This is a genomic window from Sphingopyxis sp. (assembly GCF_035998905.1).
GTDB lineage: Bacteria > Pseudomonadota > Alphaproteobacteria > Sphingomonadales > Sphingomonadaceae > Sphingopyxis.
The window spans coordinates 100,098-126,264 of record NZ_DASYHG010000029.1 but is presented as its reverse complement, the minus strand read 5'-3'; the positions used below and the strand labels follow the sequence as shown (position 1 = coordinate 126,264).

Genomic DNA, 26,167 nt, shown 5'->3' with positions numbered 1-26,167 from the left:
GTCGGACCCTTTCTGATCAGGCGAAGCGGCCGCGGCGGTCGGCGGCGCGGTCTTCGTCGCGCGGTTCGGCGCGTTCGGTGGCGGTTTCGATAAGGTGGGCGGCGTCGGGCGCGCCGGTGCGGCCCTGGCTCTGCGACTGGCGTCCGGTTTCGCCGGGGGTGCAGGTCACTTCGGCGCCGGCGACGCGGACGCCCTGCTGGCGCAGTTCGTCGACAAGCTTGCCTTGCGCGGCGGTGACGATCGTCGCGGTCGCTTCATGGCGTGTATCCATCTTCAGCGACACACCTTCGTCGCCCATTTGCATCGCGACATCGAGGCGGCCGAGATGCTTGGGCATCAGGCGAAAGCTGATGTCGCCATTGTCCGACTTCGTCGCGGCAATGTCGCGCGCGAGCTGGTCGATCCATGCACCGTCGCTGTCCATGTCGAGCACGCGTTCGGCGACGAGCGCAGGCGCGGCGGGTTCGGCGAGCGTCGCCGCACCCTGCGTTGCGGGCTGGGTGAAGAGGATCGTCATCGACGGTGCGGCTTCGACCGGCCGGGCGGCAGGCGCCTCGGCACCGGGGAGCGCCGGTGCCGGCAGCGCAGCGGCTTGCGGCCGCGGCGCGATGGGCAGGGTCGGTGCGGTGTCGGTCTTCGCGGCGCCCGGGGTAGCGGCCGGCTTGGCGGTCCTGGCGGCCGCCGGGATCGCGGCGGCAACGACCGCGGCCCAGTTCGCGGCGGGCGTGGCCGCCGACGTGTCGGCGTTGGGCGCCGTTTCGGTGGCCGTATCGGCTTCGGCCTCGACCTCGACCTGGACCGGCTTGCCGGATGTGGGGCGGGTGCCCGGCGTGGCGCCGTTCAGCATGACCAGCAGGTTCGCGGCGAGCGCCGCGGCATCGGCCTCGCCGTTCGTCGCCGCGGACTGGGCAGCCGTATCGGCCTTGTCCGGCACCGGCGCCGTTTCGGTTTGGGGGAGCGCGGCTTCGGCAGGCTGCGCGGCGGGGGCGATACGGATCGTCGCAGCCGCGCCCGCGATCGGGGCCGCCGCCACCGGTGCGGCGGCGAGGAGCTGGTCGAAGCCGGCGCCTTCGCCGGTGCCGTCGGGAACCTGGCCGATATTGGCGAGGAATGCCGCAAAGCCCGCGGGCATCGCGGACTGCGGCGTCGGAAGGGAAGGCGCGCCCATCATGCCGCGCCGCCTTCGATCAGCCGCAGGCGCATTCCGGCGCGCGCGCGGTGCGGGCGGTTGGCGTCGCTGCGGCGTTCCAGCTCGGCTTCGGCCGACTTGCGGCTGCGTTCGTACAGGCGGACCGCCGATTCTTCCTTCACCATCGCGCTCTGCGCGCGCGCGCCCATTTCGTCGCGGCGCTGGCTGGCGCCCGCCAGCGGCGCAGTCAGGCTTTCCTGTGCGATATCGAGCCGCATCGCGAGTTCGCCGATCGTGTTGAGCGCGCGGCCGGCGACCGCACCCTTGGCCATCGCGAGGTCGACGCGCAGCGTTTCGAGCCGCTTCGCCAGTTCGACAAGGTTCGCGAGTTCGCCATTGGCGCGCGCGAGGTTGGCTTCGGCCTGCTGATGTTCGACGGTGCGCACGCGAATGATACGTTTGCGGCGTGCGGTGCGGGCGTTCATGCGGAATATCCTTCAATCAGGGTCTGGCGGGAAAGTTCGAAATCGACCTGCGCCTTGGCGGGCTGCGACACGAAGGCGAGCTGGTCGGCGTGGCGGGCGATGGCTTCGTCGAGTATCGGGTCGCCGCCGGCGACATAGGCGCCCATCAGCATCAGGTCGCGGTTCTCTTCATAAGCGGACCAGAGCTGGCGGAAGCGCGCGGCGGCGGCGGCGTGGTCGGGGTCGACCGAATCGACCATCGTGCGCGACAGCGAGCGCGCGACGTCGATCGCGGGGTAGACGCCCTGTTCGGCGAGCTGGCGCGACAGGATGATATGGCCGTCGACGATGGCTCTTGCGGAGTCGACGACGGGGTCGTCGATGTCGCCGCCGTCGGCGAGCACGGTGTAGAGCGCGGTGACCGATCCGCCGGTTTCGCGATCGATGCCCGCGCGTTCGCACAGCGACGGGATCAGCGCGAAGACCGACGGCGGATAACCCTTCATCGTCGGGGGTTCGCCGAGGGTCAGCCCGATCTCGCGCTGCGCATGCGCGACGCGGGTCAGGCTGTCGATCAGCAGCAGCACCTTCTTGCCCTCGGCGCGGAAGGCTTCGGCGATCGCGGTCGCGCGCATCGCGGCGCGGAGGCGGAGCAGCGGCGGGTGGTCGGCGGGAACCGCAACGACGACCGATTTCTTGCGCACCTCGGGGGGCAGTTTGGTCTCGACGAAGTCGCTGACCTCGCGGCTACGCTCGCCGATCAGTCCGACGACGATCACGTCGCATTCGGTACCCGCGATCATCTGGCCCATCAGCACCGACTTGCCGACGCCCGAGCCCGCGATGATCGCGACGCGCTGGCCTTCGCCGACGGTGAGCAGGCCGTTGATCGCGCGCACGCCCATGTTGAGTGCGCGAGTGACGCGGCCGCGGCGCAGCGGATTGACCTTGCGGCCGGCGAGCGGCCACTGGAACTGCGACTGGATCGGCGGGCGGCCGTCGAGCGGGTTGCCCTGCGCGTCCATGATGCGGCCGAGCAGCGCCTTGCCGACGGTAACCATCGAGCTGGCGCCATGCGGTTCAACGGGCGCGCCGGTGACGAGCGGCTTGTTCGTGTCGAAGGGCAGGACGAGGCTGCGGTGCCCGCGAAAACCGACGACTTCGCCATAGACATAGTCGTTGTCGGCCGACTTGATGCGGACGTTGCTGCCGAGCGGCTGCGGGAAACCCGATACTTCGAGCATGATCCCTTCGTGCGAGACGAGCGTGCCGATGCGGCGCGGGCTCGCGTGCGTCAGGTCGACGGGATCGAGCAGCTGCTGCGCGGAGAGGGCGAGGCGGCGCGTCATGCGGCGTCCCCGGTACCCAGCGCGGCGCGCAGTTCGTCGAGATAGACCGCGCGGCCATGCTCGATCCAGCCGGTCGAGGTTTCGATCCGGACGGTGCCGCGTACCATTGCCGGGTCGCTCTCGATCGCGAGGGTCAGCGGGCAATCGGCGAGCAACGCGGCATCTTCGGGATGGACCCAAAGCGTGCGCGCCTTGTCGGCGTCGGCGACCATCGCCGCGGCGATTTCGGCCTGCGCCTGCAGCCAGTCGGCGTCGATCGGCGCCGAGGCGACGATCTGGCGCACCAGCCGTTCGACGGTGTCGGCGATCAGTTGCGCGAGTTCCTCGCTCGGTTCGTCCTGCAACGCTTCGGCACCCGCGAGCAGCGCGAGGAGCTGGTGGCGTTCGGCGACGAAGGCGGCTTCGGCAAGGCGCTGCCCTTCGGCGAGGCCGCGCGCGAACGGGTCGTCGAGATCGGCGTCGGCGGGGATTTCCAGCTCGTCCGGCGCGGCATAAGCCGTGGGTGCGAAGTTTAGCGGGCGAAAGCCGCCGCCCCGCGCCATCGCGTCGGCGAGGGCAATGGGAGCAAAGCTCGCGGTGGCGGGACGATCAGACATAATCGTCGCCCCCGCCCGCGATCATGATTTCGCCGGCCGCCGCCATCTGGCGCACGATCTGCATCACGCTCTTCTGCGCATCGTCGACGTCGGCGCGCTTGACCATCGTCATTTCCGCCATTTCGTCGCGGATCGTTTCGGCCGCCCGCTGCGACATGGTGGCAAGGCACATGTCGACCATCTCTTCGTCGGCGCCCTTGAGCGCGATCGCGAGCTGGGCGGCGTCGACCGAGCGCAGCACGCTGCTGAGGCTCTTCTTGTCGAGGTCGCGGAGATTCTCGAAGATGAACATCTCTTCCTCAATCGTCTGCGCGAGGACGCGGTCGTGCTTCTTGAGCGCGCGGATCGTGCGCTCCGAAAGCTGCTTCGGCATCTTCTTCATGATCTTCGCGACGTCGCTCGGGCCGCCGATCGCCTGCTTGGCGACGCGCTGGCCGTCGACATTGGCGCTTGCGAGCACCGATTCGAGATCCTCGATCGCCGCGGCGGGAACCGAGGTCAGCTGTGCCGCGCGCAGCACGAGATCGGCCTGGAGCACTTCGTCGAGCGTCTCGATCGCGCGCGCGGCGACGTCGGGGACGAGCACCGAGAGGATCAGCGCGCCGACCTGCGGATGTTCGCTGGCGAGCAGTCCGCTGATCGCGTCGACGTCCATCCAGCGCAGCATTTCGAGCGACGCGGCGCTCCGCTGCGGCGCGACGGCGGCGAGGATATTGTCGGCGCGGACATTGCCGACGGCCTCGTTGATCACGGTGCGGATGCGCGTGTCGGCGCCAATCGCTAGCGCGCTGACGTCGCGGCTGCGCGTCACGAAGCGGTCGAGCGCCTGCCCGATCTGCTGTTCGCTCGCATTGGCGGTGTCGAACATCGACTTCGCGAGCTGGCGCACTTCTTCAGGTGCCAGCTGCTTCAGGATCGTCGCGGCTTCGCTTTCGTCGAGCAGCATCAGCAGGATGGCGGCGGCGGACGATCCGTCGATGGCCGGGGTGGCGGGGGAAAGGTCCATTTCGGCGGCGTCAGGCACGGGCGCCCTCCTGCATCAGGTGGCGGACGACGAGCGCGGCGCGCGCCGAATCCTGGCGGACGAAGGCGCGGACGAGATTGGCGCGCGCTTCATAGCTCGGCGCCTGCTCGATCATCTCGAGCGTGATTTCGCGCCCGCCCTGACCGCTGGCGAGCGCCGGGCGGTCGGTTGCGGCGAGCAGCGAGGCTTCGAGCTCCTGGTTCTGGGCGATGCGTTTCGCGGCGCGTTCCTTCGCGGCGCGGATCATCGGGCGGCCGATGAACAGGAAAGCGAGCAGCGCGGCGAGGATCGCGCCGACCTGCTGGACCAGCGGCATGAACCAGCCCTGGTCGTAGAAGGCGGGCGACGTGTCTTCGGCGACGACGAACGGGCGCTGGTTGATCGCGACAAGGTCGCCGCGCGTCGCATCATAGCCGATGGCGCCTTTGACCAGATTGTCGATCTTGGTGAGGTCGGCCTGCGTCAGCGCCTTCTTGCCCTGGTTGAGCGCGACCGCGACCGAAACGCGGCGCAGCTTGCCCTGCGGCGAGTGCGTCACCGAAATCTCGCGGCCGACTTCATAGGCGCGGGCGGCGTTCTCGTTGCTCTCGGTCCCCGCCGTGGGGGCGGGGGCGGGAACGGGCTGCGGCCCGGTCGCAGCGATCGTGGTCGCCTGCGGCGGCTGGTTCGACAGCGCGCCGGGAATGCCGACGGCGGGAGCGTTGCTCGTGCCGCTGGTCGAGCGCGTGATCTGTTCGCTGGTGAGCGCGCGGTCGTTTTCGGGAAAGCTTTCGCGCGTCGCCTGGCTTTCGGACATGTCGACGTCGGCGTGGACTTCGACGGTGTAATTGCCGGCGCCGAGCATCGGGCCGAGCAAGGTGTCGAGCGCGCGGCGAAAGCGGTCCTCGACCTGCAGCTGCAGCTGGAACGCCTTCATGTCGCTGCCCGACGCGGTGTCGGACAGCAGCGCGCCGCGCTGGTCGATCACCGACACCTGGTCGGCGTTCATGCCGGGGATCGACGAGGCGACGAGGAAGCGGATGGCCTGCACCTGGCCGTCGCTGAGCGAGCGGCCGTTCTGCAATGTCAGCATCACCGATGCGGTTGCGGGCTTGTCTTCGCGAACGAACAGGCTGGGTTCGGCGGCGGCGACATGGACGCGCGCGCTCTTGACCGCGTCGATGGTCTCGATCGTGCGCGACAAGTCGGCTTCGCGTGCCGAGCGCAGCGCTTCGCCTTCGATCGCACGGCTCGATCCCATCGGCAGCGACGCGATCAGGCTGTCGCCGCTCGGAGCGGCTTTCGGCAGACCCTGCCCGGCAAGCGCGATGCGCGCCTGATGGAGCTTGCTGGCGTCGACGGTCAGTGCGCCGGTGGTCGGGTCGATGCTGTGGGCGATGCCCTGCGTCTGCAGCGCGTCGGCGACCGCCGCCTTGTCGGCGTCGTCGAGCCCGGCGAAAAGCTGCGCCTGCGGGGCGGCCTGCATCGTGAAATAGGCGAGCGCGGCGATGCCGATCGCCGAGGTCATTGCGATCGCGGGCAGCGCGCGCTGCACCGCCGGCTGGCGGACGAATTGCGTGAATGGTGCGAAGCGGCCGCCGAGGACGGGGGCGGGGAGGCGGTTCGCGGACCCGTCGTCGACGGGGGTAAGGATCTGGGTTTCGGCCATGGATTACACCGGCATGTTCATGATGTCGCGATAGGCGGACAGCAGCTTGTTGCGGACTTGCAGGGTGGTTTCGAAGCCGAGCGAGGCCTTCTGGCGCTCGATCATCACGCTGACGATGTCGTGTGTGTCGCCGCGCTCATAAGCTTCGGTGACCTGGCTCGCCTTCGACTGCTGTGCGTTGACCTGCTGCAGCGCATTGTTGATCGCGGCCCCGAAATCGGGCGTTCCGCCGATGCCTTCGCTGGCCCCGGCGCCGCCTTTTCCGGCGGCACGTTGCAGCGCCTGGTTTTGATTGAGGATCGAACTGCGCATCTGCAGCAGCCGGCTCGGGTCAATCGTGCTCATTGCTTTCCATCCGTCCTTTGCGCGGCGGTGCGCCGCACGCAAAAGAAGAATGCAAAGGCCGTGCCAATAAATTTAAATGCGCGTTTTCAGTGATATGTGCGACTGCCGACCCGGATCTCGTGCGCATCCGGCATTTTTTTGACGGGTGGGCTTAAGCGCCTCCGCTCTCCGCCGTTACTGCAATCGTGACCGCTCCTCGAGCCCTCACATCATGGGAATGGCCATCGAGGCCGGAAAGGATCATTATGACCGTCATCAACACCAATGTGAGCGCGCTTCGCGCCCAGAATAACTCGCGTGTTGCCAACAAAGCGCAGTCGCAGGCGATGGAACGCCTGTCGAGCGGCAAGCGCATCAACAGCGCGAAGGACGACGCCGCCGGCCTCGCCATCGCGACCCGTATGGACGCCAATGTCCGCGGCCTGAACCAGGCCGTGCGCAACGCCAACGACGGCATTTCGCTGTCGCAGACCGCCGAAGGCGCGATGGGCAACATCTCGAACATCCTCGTTCGTATGCGCGAACTGGCTGTCCAGTCGGCCAACGGCACCAACGGCACGACCGATCGCACCGCGATCCAGACCGAAGTGACCGCGCTGATCTCGCAGATCGGCGATATTGCGAGCCGCACGACCTTCAACGGCACCAACCTGCTTTCGGGCGGTACCTCGATTGCCATCCAGACGGGTGTCAACTCGGGCGAGAGCGTGACGATCGCGATCGGCAACCTCACCGCCGCCGGCCTCGGCGTCGCCGCGGTCGACCTGTCGACGGCGGCCGGTGCCGGGACGGCGCTCGGCCTGCTCGACACGGGCATCCAGACGGTTGCGACGCAGCGCGCCAACCTCGGTGCGCAGCAGAACCGCCTCGAAGCGACTGTCGACAATCTGACGTCGACCGTCACGAATCTGGCAGACGCCAAGTCGCGCATCGAAGACGCCGATTTCTCGGCCGAATCGACGAAGCTCGCGGCTGCCGGCATCCTGTCGCAGGCATCGACCGCGATGCTCGCGCAGGCAAACCAGAGCCAGCAGGGCGTGATGAACCTGCTCCGCGGCTAAGCTGAGCGACGAAGATTAGGGCTATTCGGGTTGATCCCTTTGATAGCCTGACATGGATACCCCGGCCTGCGGCCGGGGTGTCTTTGGCCCGCGCGCTTTGGCGAGGAGGGGCTGCCAGGATTTTATATGCGTGCCGCTTAAGCCGTGTCGTTACCTGCCGTTACTGGATTGAGTGACGCGCACCGAGCCGCACGAACGGGAATGGCCACCAAGGCCAGAAAGGATCATTATGACCGTCATCAACACCAATGTGAGTGCGCTTCGCGCCCAGAATAACTCGCGTGTTGCCAACAAGATGCAGTCGCAGGCGATGGAACGCCTGTCGAGCGGCAAGCGCATCAACAGCGCGAAGGACGACGCCGCCGGCCTCGCCATCGCGACCCGCATGGACGCCAATGTCCGCGGCCTGAACCAGGCCGTGCGCAACGCCAACGACGGCATTTCGCTGTCGCAGACCGCCGAAGGCGCGATGGGCAATATCTCGAACATCCTCGTTCGTATGCGCGAACTGGCTGTCCAGTCGGCCAACGGTACCAACGGCACGACCGATCGCGCCGCGATCCAGACCGAAGTGACCGCGCTGATCTCGCAGATCGGCGATATTGCGAACCGCACGACCTTCAACGGCACCAAGCTGCTCGACGGCAGTGCAACGACGACGCCGATCGCCATCCAGACGGGCGTCAACTCGGGCGAGAGCGTCACGATCACGATCGCCGACCTGCGGGCTTCTTCCCTGGGTCGTGCAGCGGCTGCGGGCCCGCCGGTTGTCACCGCCGCCCTGGTCGAGGATATCGATCTTTCGGATGTCGCGGGCGCTTCGGACGCGCTCAGCGTTCTCGATGCCGCGATCCAGACGGTTGCGACGCAGCGCGCCAACCTCGGTGCGCAGCAGAACCGCCTCGAAGCGACTGTCGACAATCTGACGTCGACCGTCACGAATCTGGCAGACGCGAGGTCGCGCATCGAAGACGCCGATTTCTCGGCCGAATCGACGAAGCTTGCCGCCGCCGGCATCCTGTCGCAGGCATCGACCGCGATGCTCGCGCAGGCGAACCAGAGCCAGCAGGGCGTGATGAACCTGCTCCGCGGCTAAAATCCGCGAACGACTTTCAGGCTATATTCGGTTGGTCCCTTAGATAGCCTGATCCGATGCCCCGGCCCCCACAGCCGGGGCATCTTCTTTTTCTGTCTCGGCAAAGCCGAAACAGGCGCGGTTCCAGCCCACTCCCCCTCCCAGCCTCCCGACATGGTATCCTATGGGAGGCTGGGAGGGGGAGTGGGCTGGAACCGTTCCCGGCGTCAGCCGGGACAAAAGCACTCAATGAAAATCGCGCGACTTGGGCAGGATGCGGACGTCGCGCGGATGCCCATGTTTCGCCGCATGGCCGCGCGGCAGCTGCGGATGCCGGACCTCGTCGGCGCGGCAGACGTCGGGGTCGAAGCGCCGGTCGCTTCCCAGCGTATCGAGCATGCGGGTGCGATCGACGATGCGTGTCGCCATCAGGTGGATCACCCCCTCCTTGCTCCGCTGCACCTCGCCTTCGGCGAGCATCAGGCGGGAGGCCATCACGGCGCGGCGATAGCGTTCGAAGTGGCGCGCCCAGAGCAGGATGTTGACGATCCCGCCCTCATCCTCGAGCGTGATGAAGATCGCATTGCCTTTCCCCGGCCGCTGGCGGATCAGCACGATCCCCGCGGTGCGGACGATCGACCCGTTCTTCGCCGCCGCGACCTGAGCCGCGCTGAGTACGCCTTCGCGTTCGAAATCGCCGCGCAGGAACGCCATCGGATGGCCTTTGAGCGACAGCCGCGTCGTCTGGTAATCGGTCAGCACATGCTCGACGAGCGGGGTGGGCGGCAACTGCGCATCCTCCTCGGCGCCCAGCTCATCGGTTTCGGCTGCGCCGAACAGCGGCAGCACCCCCTGCCGGACGCGCCGCGCGTCCCACAGCGCAGGGCGGCGTTCGAGCCCCATCGAGCGGCACGCATCGGCCTCGGCGAGCAGGCGCAGCGCCCGCGACGGCAGGTTCGCGCGACGCGCGAGCTCTTCGACCGAGGCGAAGGGGGTGGTTCGCGCAAGGGCGATCTGCCCGGCCCACTCCTCGCGGAAACCATCGACCTGCCGGAAGCCGAGCCGGAGCGCGAGGCTGCCATCGTCCTTCCGCTCAAGGCTGTTGTCCCAAAGGCTCGCATTCACATCGACCGCGCGCACCTCGACCCCATGCTCGCGCGCATCGCGGACGAGCTGTGCGGGGGCGTAGAAGCCCATCGGCTGCGAATTGAGGATGCCGCAGGCGAAGACGGCGGGGTGATAATGTTTGATCCATGACGACACATAGACGAGCCGCGCAAACGACTGCGCGTGGCTTTCGGGAAAGCCGTAGCTGCCGAACCCCTCGATCTGTTTGAAACAGCGCTCGGCGAAGTCCTTTTTGTAACCACGCGCAACCATGCCCCCGACCATCTTCTCGCGAAAATTGTCTATCGTTCCGACATTGCGAAAGGTCGCCATCGCGCGGCGCAGGCCATTGGCTTCTTCGGGCGTGAAGCCAGCCGCAGTGATTGCCAGGCTCATCGCCTGTTCCTGAAAAAGCGGTACGCCGAAGGTTTGGCCCAGAACCTCCCGCAATTCATTGGGGTCATGCGGCGGCGCTGGGGAGGGATATTCGACTTCTTCCTCCTCGTTTCGGCGGCGCAGATAGGGATGCACCATGTCGCCTTCGATCGGTCCGGGGCGGACGATCGCGACCTGCACGACCAGGTCGTAGAGTTTTCGGGGTCGTAAGCGCGGAAGCATGTTGATCTGCGCGCGGCTCTCGACCTGAAAGACCCCGATGCTGTCGCCCTTGCAAAGCATGTCGTAGACCGCCGGATCTTTGGAATCGATATCGAGTTCCAGCGTGTGGTCACCCAGCCCATGCTCCCGCATCAGATCGTAGCATTTGCGGATGCAGGTCAGCATGCCGAGCGCGAGCACATCGACCTTCATCAGCCCGAGGGCGTCAATGTCGTCCTTGTCCCATTCGATGAAGGTGCGATCCTCCATCGCGGCATTGTGGATCGGCACCAGCTCGTCGAGCCGTCCTTCGGTGAGCACGAAGCCACCGACATGCTGCGACAGGTGGCGTGGCGTCTTGAGCAGTTCGCCGACAAAGCGGTGCAGCCGCTCGATCTCACCATTGTGCGGATCGAGCCCCGCTTCGGTGAGCCGCTCGATCGGCACCTCGTCGCCCCAGCTTCCCCAGCTCGTATCGGCGAGCCGTGCGGTCACATCCTCGCTGAGGCCGAGTGCCTTGCCGACCTCGCGGATCGTGCTGCGTGGCCGATAGTGAATGACGGTCGCGGCGATTGCCGCGCGGTCGCGCGTGTAGCGGTCGTAGATATATTGGATCACCTCCTCGCGCCGCTCATGCTCGAAATCGACGTCGATGTCGGGCGGCTCGTCACGCTCGGCCGACACGAAGCGCGAGAAGAGCAGCTTGTGTTCGTCCGGATCGACGGAGGTCACGCCGAGCAGAAAGCAAACGATCGAATTGGCGGCCGAGCCGCGGCCCTGACATAAGATCGGAGGTTCCTGTTCGCGGGCAAAGCGGACGAGATCGTGGACGGTAAGAAAGTAATAAACATAGTTCCGTCGCCGGATCAGGCGGAGTTCGTTGCCGATCAGCTTGCGGATTTTCGGCTTCAACGGCGCGCCATAGCGCTTTTCCGCCGCCGTCTTCACCAGATGGTGGAGATAGTTGAAGGGTTTCCAGCCCGGAGGTACCGGCTCGTGCGGATATTCGTAACGCAGATCGTCGAGGCGAAAGCCGATGCGGGCGAGCAGCTTCGCACTCGCTTCGATTGCCTTTGGACGACGCGCAAAAAGCCGCCGCATTTCGGCCGGCGCCTTCAGGTGGCGCTCGCCATTGGCGCGAAGCAGCTTGCCTGCTTTCTGGACCGTTGTCCCTTCGCGAATGCTGGTGATGATATCATGCAAGGGGCGCTGTGCAGCGGTCGCATAGAGGGCGTCATTAGTCGCAAGCAGGGGAACATTCGTAACTGCCGACACACGCTGGAGTTCAGCCAGCCGTCGAGTGTCGGCGCCTGACTGCGGCATCATGGCGGCCAGCCAGACCGATTTTGGCCGTTTGTGTTTGAGGGTGCGAAGCAATTCCTCATCGCCTTCCATCGCGATTAGAAGAAGATCGTCACAATGGTCGAGCAGATCGCCCAGTTCGAGAATGCAGTCGCCTTTCTCTGCCCGCAGATTCCCGACCGAGAGAAGACGCGTCAGGCGGCCCCAGCCGTGGCGGCTGACCGGATAGGCGACGATGTCGGGGGTGCCGTCGGCGAAGACAAGTCTTGCCCCGACCACCAGCCGGAAGTTTGCTACGGTTTCGGGCTGCTTGACCTGCAAATCCTTCAGGAAGGCCCACGCCCGCACCACCCCCGCGACGCTGTTCCTGTCGGCGATGCCGATACCGGTCATGCCGAGGGCGATCGCCTCCGCCACCATCTCGGCGGGATGCGAGGCGCCGCGCAGGAAGCTGTAGTTGGTCGCCGCGACCAGTTCGGCAAAGCCGGAATCTGGGCCGGGATCGGCGTCTGTGTCGCTCATGCGAAGACCCCGTGGATATACCAGCGCGGGTCGGGCTTTTCATCATAGAGGCCGTGGCGGAAGAGCCAGAAGCGGCGGCCCTGCGCGTCCTCGACGCGGTAATAGTCGCGCGTCAGTCCGCCATTGTCGCGGCGGCGCCACCATTCGGCGGCGATGCGTTCGGGCCCCTCGTAGCGGCGCACCGCGTGCGCCTGCCGGCGCCAGCGGAACTGGTGCGGCGGGCCGTCGGGCACCTCGGCGATCACCTCGATCGGCTGCGGCGGGTCGAAGAGGTGGAAGGGGCGTGTCGGGGGTTCGCCGGGATCGGGCTCCTGCCAAGGCAGCGGGGGCGGGGCGTCGGCCGCGGGCAGTTCGAGCTGCGCCTGTTCGGGAATATGCGTATCGGCGGGGCGGAGCCGCCGCACGCGCCCGCGGCCGAGCCGCGTCGCGAGCCGGTCGGCGAGTTCGTCGATCGCGGCGTCCTTCACGGCGCCGCCCTCGAGCTTGAGCTGGCTTGCGCCGAGCGCCTCGAGCCGCGGCACCGCGAGGCGGATCATGTCAAAGCCGAAGCCGGGGTCGAGCGGGTCGGCGAGGCTGTCCATACGCTCGGCGAAGAGGCGCATCACGAGCCCCGTGTCGCGCGTCGGGTGACCGGTTTCGATCGCGATGCTGCGCGCGAGGCCGTCGCTGCGGAAGAAGGTCGCGCGGAAATGGCGCCCGCCCTTGCCGCGTTCGGACAGATCCCCGATCGCTTCGGTGGTGAGTTCGGCCAATATTCTGGTCGCATGGGCGGTGCTGCCGAGCGGCTCGGCAAAGCGGCGTTCGGCGACCACGGGCGGGAGGGTGATACGCGGGTCGAGCGGGCTCGGCGCGTCGCCGAGCAGGCGGCGGAGCGCCATCGCGGCATCGGCGCCGAAGCGTGCGGCGATATTCGCCATCGGGCGGCTCGCAAGGTCGCCGATCGTCTTCAATCCTGCGCGGACGAGCGCGGTCGTCGCCTCGGCTTCGAGTTCGAGCGCGGCGACGGGCAGGCGGCGGATCGCCTGTCCTTCGTCGGGGGCGGGGCGCGTCTGGTAGCGCGCGAGCGCGCGCGCGGCGTCGGCGGTGGGGCCGAGCGCGTGGCGCAAGGTCAGGCCGAGGCGCACGAGGCGGTGCTCGACATCGGCGACCAGTCCGGCCTCGCCGCCGAACAGGTGGACCGCGCCTGCAATGTCGAGGATCAGCCCGTCGGGGGCGTCGAGCGCGACGAGCGGCGTATAGCGTGCGCAGCCCTGCGCGAGCCGGTCGAGCCATCCATGATCGAGCACCGGATCGTGCGGGACGACGGCGAGTTCGCCGATTTGCGCGCGGGCATCGGCGAGCGGCATGCCGGGGCGCAGCCCGACCGCGAGCGCCGCCGCATCGACGCTGGCAAGACGCATCGCGCCGCGCTGCTTCTCGGCGAAGACGAGCGGCGCGTCAGGCCGCCGCGGCGCCGTGCGAAGCCATCGCTCGGCGGGCAGGAAGGGGAAGAAGAGCGCCAGATAGCGCCGCTTCGTCGGCATTTGGCCCGAAAGCGTTTTCGTCATGGTTCCAGTCCAGTCGCCAGTGCGTGCCGGCGGGGCCGCCGCGCCAGCGCAGCAGTTCGAGGTCGAAGGCGGGTGCGCCGGGAGCATTGGCTTCGAGTTCGCGCGAGGGCGCGGCGGCGACGCTCCAGCGGGTTTCGGCGACGCTCGGCGCGGGCGTGGCATTGAGGCGGAGCATCAGGAGCGTCGTGCCCGCATCGCGCGCGCCGAGCGCGAGGCGGCGGCCGGCCGTAAGGTCGAAAAGCGGGAATTTGCCCCAGCTTTCGACGATCACCGCCGCCGACCCGGCGCAGCGGATCGCATCGTTCGCGCAGGCGAGCAGCATCTTCGGATCGACGGTCTCGACGAGCAGCAGCCGGTCGGGATCGCCGCCGAGTTCGGCGATGCCGGGGGCATAGATATGCCCGGCGCGCTTGCCCGCGTCGTTCGTGCGCAGCCAGATCAGCGGCGCCTTTCCTGGCGTGCGCAGCGCGATGAGTGCGGCAAAGGCCGCGGCGCTCGTCGCGTCGAGCGCGTCGGCGGCGAAAAATTCATGGGTGCGCCCGATCATCAGCCCGCCGCCGAGCGCATCGTCGAAGGACGCGTGCCCGCTCGCCAGCCAGCCCTCGGCCCGGCGGCTTTCGAGACCGCCATCGGCGGCCAGCCGGGCGATGCGTTTGCGCAGCCCGGCGAGTAGGGGAGACGACTCGCGCATCATTTGTTCCTGATATGTTCTATTAGCGCCTTCGATATGGCGCTTGTCAAGAAGGGTCAGGAAACGCTGTTCTCGGAAAGGGTTAGGGCGCGCCCGTTTGGCTTCCCGCGCTGCTGTCGCCGCCGAGCGCACGGAACAGCGCGATTCGCGTGCTGACGAGCAAAAGCTGGGTCGCGATCTCGCTCCGCCGCGCCGCATAGAGGCTGCGCTGCGCGTCGAGGCTGGAGAGGAAGCTGTCGACGCCGCCCTTGTAGCGTGCGTCGGTGAGCGTCGCGGTATCGGCGGCGGCGGCGCTGTTCGCGCTGGCGGCGCGGACGCGTTCCGAAATCGTGCCCTGCACCGCGAGCGCGTCGGCGACCTCGCGGAACGCGGTCTGGATCGCGCCCTCATAGCCGGCGAGCGCGGCATCGCGCTGCGCTTCGCTGACCGCGACCCCCGCGCGGCGGCCGCCAGCATCGAAGATCGTCGCGGTCGCGTCGCCGCCCGCCGACCAGCTGAACGATCCGCTGTCGAACAGGCTGCCGAGCGCGTTGCTGGCGAAACCGAGCAGCCCGGTCAGCGAGATCGAAGGGAAGAGCTGCGCGCGCGCGACGCCGATGTTCGCATTGGCGGCGCGCAGGCCATATTCGGCCTCGATCACGTCGGGACGGCGAAGCAGGATTTCGGAGCTGACCCCCGCGGGCAGCGACACGATCGTCGGCGTCACTTCGGCAAGGCTCGCCGGGAGCAATGCGCGGTCGACATCGCCGCCGGCGAGCAGGCGGATGAGATTCTCGTCCTGCGCGAGCGCGGTCCTTTGCCGCGCGATCGAATCCTCGGCGGTCGCGAGGATTTGTTCGGCCTGGCGGAGGTCGGTTCGCGGCGCGACGCCGCCGTCGAGCCGCGCTTTGGTGAGCCGCACGCTTTCGCGCGCATTGGCGGCGGTGTCCTCGGCGATTTTGAGGAGGTCGCGGTCGGCGCCATAAGTCGCCCAGGCGTCGGCGAGATTCGCGATCAGCGCGAGCCGCACGGTGCGCGACGCCGCTTCGGTGCCGAGCGCGCGGTTGCGGTCGGCCTCGGTCGCGTTGGCGAGCTTGCCGAACAGGTCGAGCTCGAAGCTGGTGATCCCGCCGCGCAGCGAGAAGTCGCCGGCGCCGTTGGTACTTCCGCCGTCCGAATAATCCGCGCCCGCGCTCACTCCGAGTTCGGGGAATTGCCCCGACCGCGTGACACGCACCTGCGCGCGCGCCGCGGCGACATTGGCATAAGCGGTTCGGAGGTCGCGGTTGTTCGCCAGCGCCTGTTCGGTCAGCGACTGGAGGCGCGGATCGGTGAAGACGCTTTTGTACGAGAGGATCGGCAGCGCCGCTTCGCTTTGCAGCAGATAAGCGTCGCCCGCGGGCCAGCTTTGCGGGACGGGCGGCGTCGGCAGCACCGTCTTGGGCGCGAGCGAGCAGCCCGCGAGCATCAGCGTGCCGGTGAGAAGCAGGGCGCGGATCATGCCGGGACCTCCGCCGGGCCGTCGCCCTTGTTCTTGCCGAAGCGCGCGCGCACTGCCGCCAGCCCGTCGCGCACCCCGCGGCGGACGAGGACGAAGAAGAGCGGGATGAAAAAGATCGCGAGGAAGGCGGCGGTGAGCATCCCGCCGATCACCGAGGTCCCGATCGCGACGCGGCTGTTCGCGCCGGCGCCGGTCGCGATCGCGAGCGGCAGCACGCCGAAGATGAAGGCAAAGCTCGTCATCAAAATCGGGCGCAGGCGGATGCGCGCCGCGGCGATCGCGGCCTCGATCACGCGCTTGCCCTTGCGTTCTTCCTGCTCGGCGAATTCGATCATCAGGATCGCATTCTTCGCCGCGAGCCCCATCGTCGTGAGCAGGCCGATCTGGAGATAGACGTCATTCTCCAGCCCGCGCAAATTCACCGCGAACACTGCGCCGATCAGCCCCAAGGGGATGACGAGCAGCACCGCGAGCGGGATCGACCAGCTTTCGTAAAGCGCGGCGAGGCAGAGGAAGACGACGAGTAGCGACAGGCCATAGAGCAAGGGCGCTTGTCCCGAGGAGAGGCGTTCCTGATAGGAAGAGCCCGACCAGGCGACGCTGGTTCCCGGGATTTCGCCCGCCATCCGCTCCATCTCGTCCATCGCCTCGCCCGAGCTGGTGCCGGGCGCGGGCTGGCCCGAGATTTCGAAGGCGGGCACGCCCTGGAAACGCGAACTGCTGCTCGGCGTCGTCGACCAGCCGGTCTTGGCAAAGGCCGAGAAGGGCGACATCTGGCCGTCGGCCGACCGGACATACCATTGGCCGAGGTCCTCGGGGCGCGCGCGATAGGGGGCGTCGCCCTGGACATAGACGCGCTTGACGCGGCCCTTGTCGATGAAATCGTTGACGTAGCGCCCGCCCCATGCGGCCGCGAGCGTCGCATTCACGTCGGCATTGTCGATGCCGTACGCCGTCAGCCGCTGCGTATCGACGTCGATCTTGAGCGTCGCGACGTCGGGAAGGTCGGACAGGCGCACCGAGGTCAGCTTGGGGTTCGCGTTCGCCGCGGCGAGCAGTTTCTCGCGCGCTTCGGCGAACTCGGCGCGGCTCATCCCGCTGCGGTTCTGGAACTGCATCGTGAAGCCCGACGAATCGCCGAGCCCGCGCACCGCGCCGGGGACGAGCGCGAAGATCTGGGCATCGCGCAGCCCGCTCAGCGCTGCGCGCGCGCGCTGGGCGATCGCGTCGGCGGTATTTTCCTTGCCCGGCCGGTCGTCCCAATGGGTGAGATTGACGAAGCCCTGGCCGGTGTTCTGTCCCGCCGCTGCGCCGCCGCCTCCGCCCGCGATCAGGAACAGCGCCTGCGTGTTCGCCTTTTCGTGGGTCAGCATATATTTTTCGATTTCGTCGCGTACTTCGAGCGTGCGCGCCTGCGTCGCACCCGCGGGCAGGCGGAACTGGACCTGGACGCGCCCCTGATCCTCGTTGGGCAGGAAGCCGCTCGGCAGGCGCAGGAACAGGAATACCAGCGCGACGAGCAGGATGGCGTAGATGCCGAGGAAGAGCCATTTGCGGTCGACGACCTTGGTCACGCTTCCGACATAGCGATCGACCGAGCGATCGAAGCGGGTGTTGAAGCCGTTCTTCGCGCGCTCGAGGAAGGCGTGAACGCGGGGGAAGCGCCCCCCGCCTCCGGCCGCGTCGCCGTGCGCCTTGGGTTTGAGCAGGGTCGAGGTGAGCGCGGGGCTGAGGATCAGCGCGACGAGCACCGACAGCGCCATCGCCGAGACGATGGTGACCGAGAATTGCCGGTAGATGACGCCGGTCGAGCCGCCGAAAAAGGCCATCGGCATGAACACCGCCGACAGCACGAGTGCGATCGCGATCAGCGCGACCTGCAATTCCTTCATCGACTGGATCGTCGCGTCGCGCGCCGACATGCCCGGATTTTCTTCCATCAGCCGCTCGACATTCTCGACCACGACGATCGCGTCGTCGACGAGCAGCCCGATCGCGAGCGTCAGGCCGAACAGGGTGAGCGTGTTGATGCTGAACCCCAGCATATAGAAGATGGCGAAGGTGCCGAGCAGCACGACAGGCACCGCGATCGCGGGGATCAGCACCGCGCGCCAGCTCTGCAGGAAGACGAACATGACGAGGATGACCAGCAAGATCGCCTCGAACAGCGATTTCTGTACCTCGCTGACCGACAGCTTGATGAAGGCGGTCGCGTCGTTGGCATAGCTGTAGGTCAGCCCGTCGGGGAAATCGGCGGCGAGTTCCTCCATCCGCGCCTTCACCCGGTCGGCGGTTTCGAGTGCGTCCGACCCCGGTGACAGCGAGATCGACATGCCCGCGCCGGGATGACCGTTGATGCGGCTGACGACGGCATAGCTTTCGGCGCCGATCTCGACGCGCGCGACATCCTTGATGCGCACCGTCGATCCGTCGGGCAGCGTCTTCAGGACGATATTCTGGAATTCTTCGACCGTCTGCATCCGCGACTGCGCGGTCACCGTCGCGTTGAGCATCTGTCCCTGCGGCGAGGGCAGGCCGCCGACGTCGCCCGCGGCGACTTCGCTATTCTGTGCGCTGATCGCCGAAATCACGTCGCTCGGCATCAGCGACATCGCGGCGAGCCGCTGCGGATTGAGCCAGATGCGCATCGCGTGCGGGGCGCCGAAGATATTGACCTCGCCCACCCCCTCGACGCGCGACAGCGGGTCCTGGATGTTCGACGCCATATAGTCGGACACGTCCTGGTTCACGCGCGTGTTGGTCTCGTCATAGACGCCGACGAGCAGCAGCGTGTCCGAGTTCGACTTGGTGACGCGCACGCCCTGTTGCTGCACCTGCTGCGGCAGGCGCGAGACCGCCGATGCGATCTTGTTCTGGACCTGCACCTGCGCGATGTCGGGATCGGTGCCCTTTTCGAAGATCGCGGTGATGTTCGCCTGCCCGCGCGAGCTCGACTGCGAACTGAAATAAAGCAGGCCGTCGATCCCGGTCAGCTGCTGTTCGAGCACCTGCGTGACGCTGTTCTCGATCGTTTCGGCCGAGGCGCCGGGGTAGGTCGCGCGGATGTTGACCTGCGCCGGCGCGATGTCGGGATATTGTTCGATCGGCAGCGAAAAGAGCGCGCCCGCGCCGCCGAGCATGACGATGATCGCCAGCACCCACGCAAAGATCGGCCGGTTGATGAAAAGGCGCGACATCGCCCGCTACTTGCCCTTTGCCGCGGCGGCGTCGCCCTTGGGCGCGCCCACGCGCTGGACGCTGCTTGCCGCGACCGGACGGATATCGGCGCCCTGCCGCAGATTGCCGATCCCTTGCGTGATCACGCGTTCGCCGGGCTTCAGCCCGTCGGTGACGACCCAGTTCGCGCCCGAGGTGCGGTCGGCGACGATCTTGCGCCGCGCCGCCTTATTGTCCTTGCCGACGAGATAGACGAAGGCCGAGCCGTCGAAATCGCGCTGCACCGCGGGCTGCGGCAACAGGATCGCCGACGGGTTCACCACCTGGTCGAACAGCGCGGTGACGAACATGCCGGGCAACAGGATTCCCTTGGGATTGGGGAAGCGCGCGCGCAGCGTGACGGTGCCGGTCGCCTCGTTGACCGTGATATCGGAAAACTGGACCGTCCCGGCAAAGCCATAGGTGCTGCCGTCTTCCATGCGCAGGCGAACCGAGGTGCTGCCCGCGGTCACCCCGCCGCTTTCGATCGCCTGACGCAGCGCGGTGAGCTCGGCGCTCGACTGCTGCATGTCGACATACATCGGGTCGGTCTGCTGGATCACCGCGAGCGGCGTTGCCTGGCTCGCGCTGACGAGCGCGCCGGGGGTCGCGAGGCTGCGCCCGATGCGGCCGCTGATCGGCGCGGTGATCGTCGCATAACGCAGGTTGATCCGCGCGGTTTCGAGCGCGGCGCTGTTCTGTGCGACCGCGGCGCGCGCCATGCGCGCCTGCGCCAGCGCGTCGGTATAATCCTGTTCGGCGACCGCCTGCATCTTGGCGAGCGGTTCGAGCCGCCGCGCGCGTTCGTCGGCGGCCTGCGCGCTGGCGCGCGCGCTGGCGAGGTTCGCCGCGGCCTGGTCGACCCCGGCCTGATAGAGGCTCGCGTCGATCTGGTACAGCGGCTGGCCGGCGCGGACGAAGCCGCCCTCGGTGAACAGGCGGCGGCGGATCAGGCCGTTCACCTGCGGCCGCACCTCGCTCGTTTCAAAGGCGACGGTGCGCCCCCCGAGCGATGTCGTGACGGGCACCGGCTGCACCGCGACGGTGACATAACCGACTTCGGGGGCGCCGCGGCCCGCCTTTTCCTCTTCGGCCGAGCAGGCGGCCAGCGACAGGGCCATGGCGCACAGGGCTCCGGCACGAAGCAGCGGCCTCTTGTCCAGCATAGGGGTCAATCTCGTTTCAAGTCGCAGTCGGGAGGAGGGAGGTTTTGCGCCTATTCAACCCATTGGCCTGCCGCTGGCAAGCCCAATGGGCGCGATACGACAAATTGCGACAATTTTTCGGGCGCGCGCGCCAGCCGCCGCTCAAAATATAGTTGTCATACAACGACATGAGTTGTCATACAATTATCGCTTGACATGGGCTCGGCAAATCCCGCATCATTCGTGACACCGGTTACCAGTTCCGGGCAACGATTATAGAAATGGAAGAGAGCCGCCGGGCGGGTCCAAGGGCCGGTTCATCGGGCGGTATCTCCGAGGGAAATCAGGGGCGAGCGGGCAGCAGGTCCGCCGCCCGCGTGGGAGGATGACGATGGCGATTCAGGCGGCGATTCAGGCAAGGCGGGGCTTTCGGGCATGGGCGAAGCTGGCGGGCGGCGCCTCGCTCGCGGCGCTGATGGTGGCGCCCGCACATGCACAGGATGCGGCGGCTCCGGCCGAAGAAGATGTGATCGTCGTCACCGGTATCCGCGCCTCGCTCGAACAGGCGGCCGACATCAAGCGCGAAGCCGAACAGGTGATGGACGTCATCACCGCCGAGGACGTCGGCAAGCTGCCCGATGCCAATGTCGCCGAAGCGCTCCAGCGCGTCACCGGGGTCCAGATCACCCGCGTCTTCGGCGAAGGCCAGTCGGTGTCGGTGCGCGGTCTCCAGCAGGTGCGTGTCGAAGTCGACGGCCGCACCCTGCTCGGCTGGTCGGCGCGCCTGTCGCCGCCCGAAAATGACCAGCTCGGCCGCTCGTCGGGGCTCGACTCGGTCCCATCCAGCCTGTTCGGCCGTCTCGAGGTGCGCAAGTCGCCGCTCGCCAGCAATGCCGAAGGCGGGCTTGGCGGCACGGTCAACCTCGTCACGCCGAAGCCGCTGTCGTTCAAGGAACCGACGATCTCGGTGCGCGCGCAGGGGGTCTATTCGGAAAATTCGGACAAGTTCGAACCCGCGATCACCGGCTTTGCGACGACGAAATTCGCCGACGGCCGCATCGGCGTCATGCTTGCGGGCGAATATCAGAAACGCACCTCGACGACGCAGACCTTCGAGCGCAACAATTTCCTCAACCGCACCTACACGGGGACCGGCGGCGGGGTGCTGCCGACCCCGGTGCTGCTGCAATATGAGCAGTTCACCGTCGATCGCTCGCGCCTTGGCCTCAACGGCGCGATCCAGTTCGAGGTGACCCCCGAATTCACGATCACCGCCGATGCGCTTTATTCGAAGCTCAAGACCGGGCGTCGGCAGGACTTTTTCGCCTTCCGCCTCCCGACCGGCAGCAATCCCGTCGCCAACCGCGTTGTCGAGGACGGCATGGTCGTTGCGGGTAATGCCAACGGCACGGTGACCACGGCGGGACAGATCCGCAACGAGCCGACCGAAAGCTTCCTCTATGGGCTCAACGGCAAATATGAGGGCGATAACGGGCTGACGATCGAGGCCGACGGCTATTACAGCAAGGGCACGATCGACCAGACGATCCAGATCATCACCTTGCAGGGGACCGCGCTCGTTCCCGGCGCCTTCGATTTCCGCGATACGACGATCCCGTCGCTGACGCTGACCGGGCCGTTCAATCCGACCAGCTATGCGTCGTACAACCCCGCGAACAACGGCGTTCGCAGCAATCGCCTGATCGGCCTGCTCGAAGAATATACGGGCAAGCTCGACGTCAGTTACGAAACCGGCGGCGGTGTCACGATCGCGGCAGGGGTGCGCTACACCGACCTCCACGCGCGCTCGAACGCGTTCCGCAGCCAGGTTACGCCGACGCGCGCCGAACTCGAACCCTATCTGAAGCTCGTCGATGCCGGCGATTTCCTCACCGATATTCCGGGGACCTTCCCGCGCAGCTTCCTCAGCACCGCGCCGACCTTCGACTATGTCTTCACCCGTGCGCAGGCCGCCGAGCCCAATCCCGATCCGAACGGCAAGTCGACCCTGCTGCCCAATCTCCAGCGCGACTATGATTTCAGCGAAAAGACGCTCGCCGGTTACCTGATGGTGTCGGGCGAGGGCGAGATTGCGGGCATCCCCTACAAGGCGAATGCCGGGGTGCGCATCGCGTCGACGCGGCTGTCGGTCGATAGCTATGTCAACGTCGGCGCTGTCAGTACGCTGGTCAACGACAAGAACCGCTATACCAACATCCTGCCCAGCGCGAACATCGCCTTCAACGTCACCGACGATTTCCTGATCCGCGTATCGGGGTCGCAGACGATGCAGCGCGCGTCGATCGCCGACCTTGCGCCCTCGACCTTCTTCAACGCGACGAACCTGTCGGTCACCGGCGGCAATGTGAACCTCGAACCGCCGATCTCGACGCAGGCCGATGTCAGCTTCGAATATTATACGGGCAAGAGCTCGCTGATCTCGGGCGCGGTTTTCTACAAGGATGTGAAGAATTTCATCGCCAGCTTCGTGACCACCGGGGTCGATACCAACCTCGACCCGCAGGGCCGCGAGCTTACCTTCTCGCGCCCCGAAAATCTCGCCAGCGCGAAGATCAAGGGGTTCGAGGTCGGGATCCAGCAGTTCTTCGACTTCCTGCCCTCGCCGCTCGACGGTTTCGGCGTGATCGCGAACTATACCTATTCGGATTCGGAAGACAGCGCGGGCTTCCCGCTCGTCGCGGTGTCGAAGAACAGCTACAACCTCGTCGGGCTGTACGAGAAGGGGCCCTTCTCTGCGCGTATCGCCTATAATTATCGCGACGAGGCGGTGTTCGAATTTTCCGAAGGCCGACCGAGCTTCGTCGCGTCGCGCTCGCAGCTCGACGCGCAGGTCGGGGTCGACATCACGAAGAATATCGCGCTGTCGCTCCAGGCACAGAATCTGATGCCGAAAAAATCGGCGACGACCGAGTATAGCAATTTCAATACGACCGCGCTCAACAGCTATGCGCTGTCCGAGCGGCGTTTTTCGGTCGGCGTGCGCGCGAAGTTTTAGCAGGGGTCCCCGGACCGGCGGTGCGGGGTCGTGCGCCGCCGGTCCACCGGATCGCAAGGAGTGTTACGGGTCATGATTTCGGGTGTTCGGCGCGCGCGCCTTGTTTCGGTTCTGGCGCTCGGCGCGCTGCTCACGCTCCCGGCTCACGCACAGCCGACGAAATTGCCGAAGATTCTTTCGGACCCGGCGACCGCGGCGGCAAACCCGCTGCCCGATTTCAGCTATGCCGGCTATGGTTTCGGGCTGGCGCCGATCCCCGCCGATGCGGGCACGATCATCGACGTGACCGCATATGGCGCGATTCCGGACGACGAGCTCGACGATACCAAGGCGGTGCTGCGCGCGCTTGCCGCGGCGAACGCGGTCAAGGGCAAGGTGACACTGCGTTTTCCCAAGGGACGCACGCAGATTACCGAGGTGCTGCGGATCACGCGCAGCGACATCGTCCTCGACGGCGCGGGCGATGGGCCGGGAGGGAGCGAGCTCTGGTTCCCGCGCCCGCTGAAGCTGATCGACCAGAGCCATGATTATGACGAGCTGCGCGACTATCTGGTGCGCGAGAAGAAGCAGCAGGTCGAGCCCGAACATAATATCGACTATCTGTTCACCGAATATAGCTGGGCGGGCGGGATGATCCTCGTCGCCCCCGAAAAGAGCCGGCCGGTTTCCTATGACGGGACGAAGGATGTGCGCGACCCGGTGCTCGCGACCGGGGTAGCGGGCAAGCAGTTCACCCGCACGCTGACGGTCGACAATGCGGCCAGGCTCAAGGCCGGCGATGTCGTGCAGCTGCAATGGTTTTCGGTCGACGGCCCGAAGAGCCAGATCCTGAAATCGCTCTATGGCGACACCGACCTGCCGATCGGGTCGCACCACTGGACGTCGCCGAACCGGCCGGTGGTGGTGCAGGCGACGCGTGTTGCGGCGGTGCGCGGGACGAAAGTGACGCTCGGCGATCCGCTGCTTCACGATATCCGCGCCGACCAGCCCGCGGTGGTCGCCGACTGGAAGCATCTCACCAATGTCGGCATCCAGAACCTGCGGCTGCAATTCCCCGATGCGCCGTCGTTCGGGCATCATCTCGAACAGGGTTACAACGGCATCTACATGACCGGCGTGTTCGACGGCTGGGTGAAAGATCTGACGATCGACAGTTCGGACAGCGGCATCCTCACCGACAATGCGGCGAGCCTGACGATCGCCGACATCACGACTACCGGCACGCGCCGGGCGCATTATTCGGTGCATGTCGGCGCGGTGCACAATGTGCTGGTCAAGGAGCTGAAAGTCGCGAATCCGGTGATCCATCCGGTGAGTATCAACACGCGCTCGACGCGATCGGTGTTCCTGCGCTCGGTCGTCGACACGCACGCGATCATCGACCAGCACAGCGGGTCGAACCACCAGAATCTGTTCGATGCAATCGAGATGCACATCGATCCGAAGCTGGTGAAGGGCGCGTGGCAGTACCAGCTGTGGGTCGGCGGCGGCGCGCCTTATTGGAAGCCGGGGCACGGGCTTTATAACACGCTGTGGAACGCGAAGCTGGTGATGCCCGAAAGCGTTCCCGTCGATGCAACGGTGACGATCACCAGCGGACTCGAAGGCCCGGGCGAGCGGATCGTCGGGCTCCACGCGAACCGCAAGATTGCCGTCAGCTACAATCCCGCGCCCTATATCGAAGGCACGGGGCAGGCGGTGGATGCCGCGCCGTCGCTCTATGAATATCAGCTCGCGCGCCGGCGGCGCTGACGGCTAACGCTCCGGCGCCGCGGCGACCGATTGCCGTTCGACGAAGGTCGAAGCCAGCACCGTGCTATCGTCTTCGGCGACCTTGGCGCCGGGGCCGAGGAAGTCGGGGACGAGCACCTGCGCGGCGCGGATGCCCATTTCGCGGATCGGCCAGCGCACCGTGCTGAGCGCGGGCCAGATATGCGTCGCGGTCGGGCTGTCGTCGAAACCGATGATCGACAGTTCGCCGGGGACCTTGATGCCCTTGCCATGCGCGACGCTCATCAGCCCCGCCGCCATCTCGTCGTTCGAACAGAAGACGGCGGTTGGCGGTGCGGACAGCGAAAGCAGGGCCTCGCCCGCTTCGATGCCGGCGGTGTAGCGATAATTGCCCGGCACGTAGAGTTCGGCCGGAAGGTCGAGGCCCGCCTCGGCGAGCGCTTCGCGGAACCCTTCTTCGCGCTCGGCCGCCGAGCGGAAGCCGACGGGGCCGCGCACGAAGCCGATGCGGCGGTGGCCGAGCGCGACCAGCCCGCGCACCGCTTCGGCGACGACCTCGCGGTCGTTCGACGAGATGCAATGTTTCGCATCGTCGATCCGCGCCGACCCGATGCGAACATAACGCACGCCAAGATCTTCGCAGAGCGCGGCGAGATCGTCATTCTCCGAAATCGGTGGGAGCAGCATCGCGCCGATCGGCCGCTGTTTTTCGAGGAAGGTGCGGACGTCGTCGAGCAGCTTGTCCGACCCGCGGTCGACGGGGCGGACGAGCAGCGCGAGATCGCTGTCCTTGATCGCATCGAGCACGCCGCGCTGGAAGTTGAGCACGGTCTGCGCGTTCGGATTGTCGTGGAGCAGCGCGATCAGGAAGTTGCGGCGAAAGGCGAGCGCGCGCGCCTGCGGGTTCGGGACGAAGCCGAGTTGCTCGATCGCCTGTTCGACTGCTGCGCGCGTCTTGTCGGTCAGGAATTCGGACCGGTTGATTACCCGGCTCACCGTCTTTTTCGATACCCCCGCAAGCGCCGCCACGTCGTTGATCGTCGGTTGCTTGCCTCCCGGCCCCTTGCCCCCCGGCCTGTCTTGTGCCGCCATAATCTTCTTTCCCCTGCAAGTCCGGCCGGA

General features: G+C 66.8%; 18 protein-coding genes. 4 read left to right on the top strand and 14 right to left on the bottom strand.

What is annotated here, in order from left to right:
• Window positions 1–16: 16 nt before the first annotated feature.
• From VGN62_RS17765 to fliE, 7 genes are read right to left on the bottom strand one after another with little or no spacing between them, the layout of a single operon-like run.
• Window positions 17–1,171, bottom strand: coding sequence for a flagellar hook-length control protein FliK (locus VGN62_RS17765; RefSeq protein WP_327456351.1), 1,155 nt, complete (start codon window positions 1,169–1,171; stop codon window positions 17–19).
• Window positions 1,168–1,614 (bottom strand): hypothetical protein, encoded by a 447-nt coding sequence (locus VGN62_RS17760; protein WP_327456349.1) that lies wholly within the window; start codon window positions 1,612–1,614, stop codon window positions 1,168–1,170. The genes VGN62_RS17765 and VGN62_RS17760 overlap by 4 nt, the downstream gene beginning before the upstream one ends.
• Window positions 1,611–2,942 (bottom strand): FliI/YscN family ATPase, encoded by a 1,332-nt coding sequence (locus tag VGN62_RS17755; RefSeq protein ID WP_327456347.1) that lies wholly within the window; start codon window positions 2,940–2,942, stop codon window positions 1,611–1,613. Before VGN62_RS17755 ends, VGN62_RS17760 begins: the two co-directional genes overlap by 4 nt.
• Window positions 2,939–3,538 (bottom strand): FliH/SctL family protein, encoded by a 600-nt coding sequence (locus VGN62_RS17750; protein WP_327456345.1) that lies wholly within the window; start codon window positions 3,536–3,538, stop codon window positions 2,939–2,941. Before VGN62_RS17750 ends, VGN62_RS17755 begins: the two co-directional genes overlap by 4 nt.
• Window positions 3,531–4,562 (bottom strand): flagellar motor switch protein FliG, encoded by a 1,032-nt coding sequence (gene fliG, locus VGN62_RS17745; RefSeq protein ID WP_327456343.1) that lies wholly within the window; start codon window positions 4,560–4,562, stop codon window positions 3,531–3,533. Before fliG ends, VGN62_RS17750 begins: the two co-directional genes overlap by 8 nt.
• Window positions 4,555–6,210, bottom strand: a complete 1,656-nt coding sequence (fliF, locus tag VGN62_RS17740) for a flagellar basal-body MS-ring/collar protein FliF (RefSeq protein WP_327456341.1) — start codon at window positions 6,208–6,210, stop codon at window positions 4,555–4,557. The genes fliG and fliF overlap by 8 nt, the downstream gene beginning before the upstream one ends.
• 3 nt (window positions 6,211–6,213) lie before the next feature.
• Entirely contained in the window at window positions 6,214–6,555 is a 342-nt protein-coding gene (gene fliE / locus VGN62_RS17735; protein ID WP_327456339.1) for a flagellar hook-basal body complex protein FliE, read from the bottom strand.
• A gap of 245 nt (window positions 6,556–6,800) precedes the next feature.
• Here fliE and VGN62_RS17730 point away from each other — a divergent pair, with 245 nt between their 5' ends.
• Together VGN62_RS17730 and VGN62_RS17725 are read left to right on the top strand one after the other, a co-directional pair.
• Complete coding sequence (locus VGN62_RS17730; RefSeq protein ID WP_327456336.1) at window positions 6,801–7,616, top strand: flagellin; 816 nt, start codon at window positions 6,801–6,803, stop codon at window positions 7,614–7,616.
• A gap of 229 nt (window positions 7,617–7,845) precedes the next feature.
• Window positions 7,846–8,712 (top strand): flagellin, encoded by an 867-nt coding sequence (locus VGN62_RS17725; RefSeq protein WP_327456334.1) that lies wholly within the window; start codon window positions 7,846–7,848, stop codon window positions 8,710–8,712.
• A gap of 225 nt (window positions 8,713–8,937) precedes the next feature.
• Here the strand turns inward: VGN62_RS17725 and VGN62_RS17720 are convergent, their stop codons facing one another.
• The 6 genes from VGN62_RS17720 to VGN62_RS17695 all read right to left on the bottom strand — a co-directional run bounded on the left by VGN62_RS17720 (window position 8,938) and on the right by VGN62_RS17695 (window position 20,274).
• Window positions 8,938–12,219, bottom strand: coding sequence for an error-prone DNA polymerase (locus VGN62_RS17720; RefSeq protein ID WP_327456332.1), 3,282 nt, complete (start codon window positions 12,217–12,219; stop codon window positions 8,938–8,940).
• Window positions 12,216–13,766, bottom strand: coding sequence for a DNA polymerase Y family protein (locus tag VGN62_RS17715; RefSeq protein ID WP_327456330.1), 1,551 nt, complete (start codon window positions 13,764–13,766; stop codon window positions 12,216–12,218). The genes VGN62_RS17720 and VGN62_RS17715 overlap by 4 nt, the downstream gene beginning before the upstream one ends.
• Window positions 13,657–14,457, bottom strand: a complete 801-nt coding sequence (locus VGN62_RS17710; protein ID WP_327456328.1) for a hypothetical protein — start codon at window positions 14,455–14,457, stop codon at window positions 13,657–13,659. The genes VGN62_RS17715 and VGN62_RS17710 overlap by 110 nt, the downstream gene beginning before the upstream one ends.
• 82 nt (window positions 14,458–14,539) lie before the next feature.
• Complete coding sequence (locus VGN62_RS17705; protein WP_327456326.1) at window positions 14,540–15,937, bottom strand: efflux transporter outer membrane subunit; 1,398 nt, start codon at window positions 15,935–15,937, stop codon at window positions 14,540–14,542.
• Window positions 15,934–19,134 carry an efflux RND transporter permease subunit gene (locus tag VGN62_RS17700; RefSeq protein WP_327456324.1) on the bottom strand — a complete coding sequence of 1,067 codons (3,201 nt, stop codon included), beginning with the start codon at window positions 19,132–19,134 and terminating at the stop codon, window positions 15,934–15,936. Before VGN62_RS17700 ends, VGN62_RS17705 begins: the two co-directional genes overlap by 4 nt.
• 6 nt (window positions 19,135–19,140) lie before the next feature.
• The gene (locus VGN62_RS17695; protein WP_327456322.1) at window positions 19,141–20,274 is read right to left on the bottom strand and encodes an efflux RND transporter periplasmic adaptor subunit; all 1,134 of its coding nucleotides are present in this window, start codon (window positions 20,272–20,274) and stop codon (window positions 19,141–19,143) included.
• Between the two features lie 415 nt (window positions 20,275–20,689).
• On the opposite strand from VGN62_RS17695, the gene VGN62_RS17690 reads away from it, so the two are divergent.
• Both VGN62_RS17690 and VGN62_RS17685 read left to right on the top strand, forming a co-directional pair.
• Window positions 20,690–23,314: a TonB-dependent receptor gene (locus VGN62_RS17690; RefSeq protein WP_327456320.1), complete on the top strand. Its 2,625-nt coding sequence runs from the start codon at window positions 20,690–20,692 to the stop codon at window positions 23,312–23,314.
• 72 nt (window positions 23,315–23,386) lie between these two features.
• Window positions 23,387–25,066, top strand: coding sequence for a hypothetical protein (locus tag VGN62_RS17685; RefSeq protein ID WP_327456318.1), 1,680 nt, complete (start codon window positions 23,387–23,389; stop codon window positions 25,064–25,066).
• A gap of 3 nt (window positions 25,067–25,069) precedes the next feature.
• On the opposite strand, the gene VGN62_RS17680 is transcribed toward VGN62_RS17685, so the two are convergent.
• Window positions 25,070–26,137 (bottom strand): LacI family DNA-binding transcriptional regulator, encoded by a 1,068-nt coding sequence (locus VGN62_RS17680; protein ID WP_327456317.1) that lies wholly within the window; start codon window positions 26,135–26,137, stop codon window positions 25,070–25,072.
• Between the last annotated feature and the right edge of the window lie 30 nt (window positions 26,138–26,167).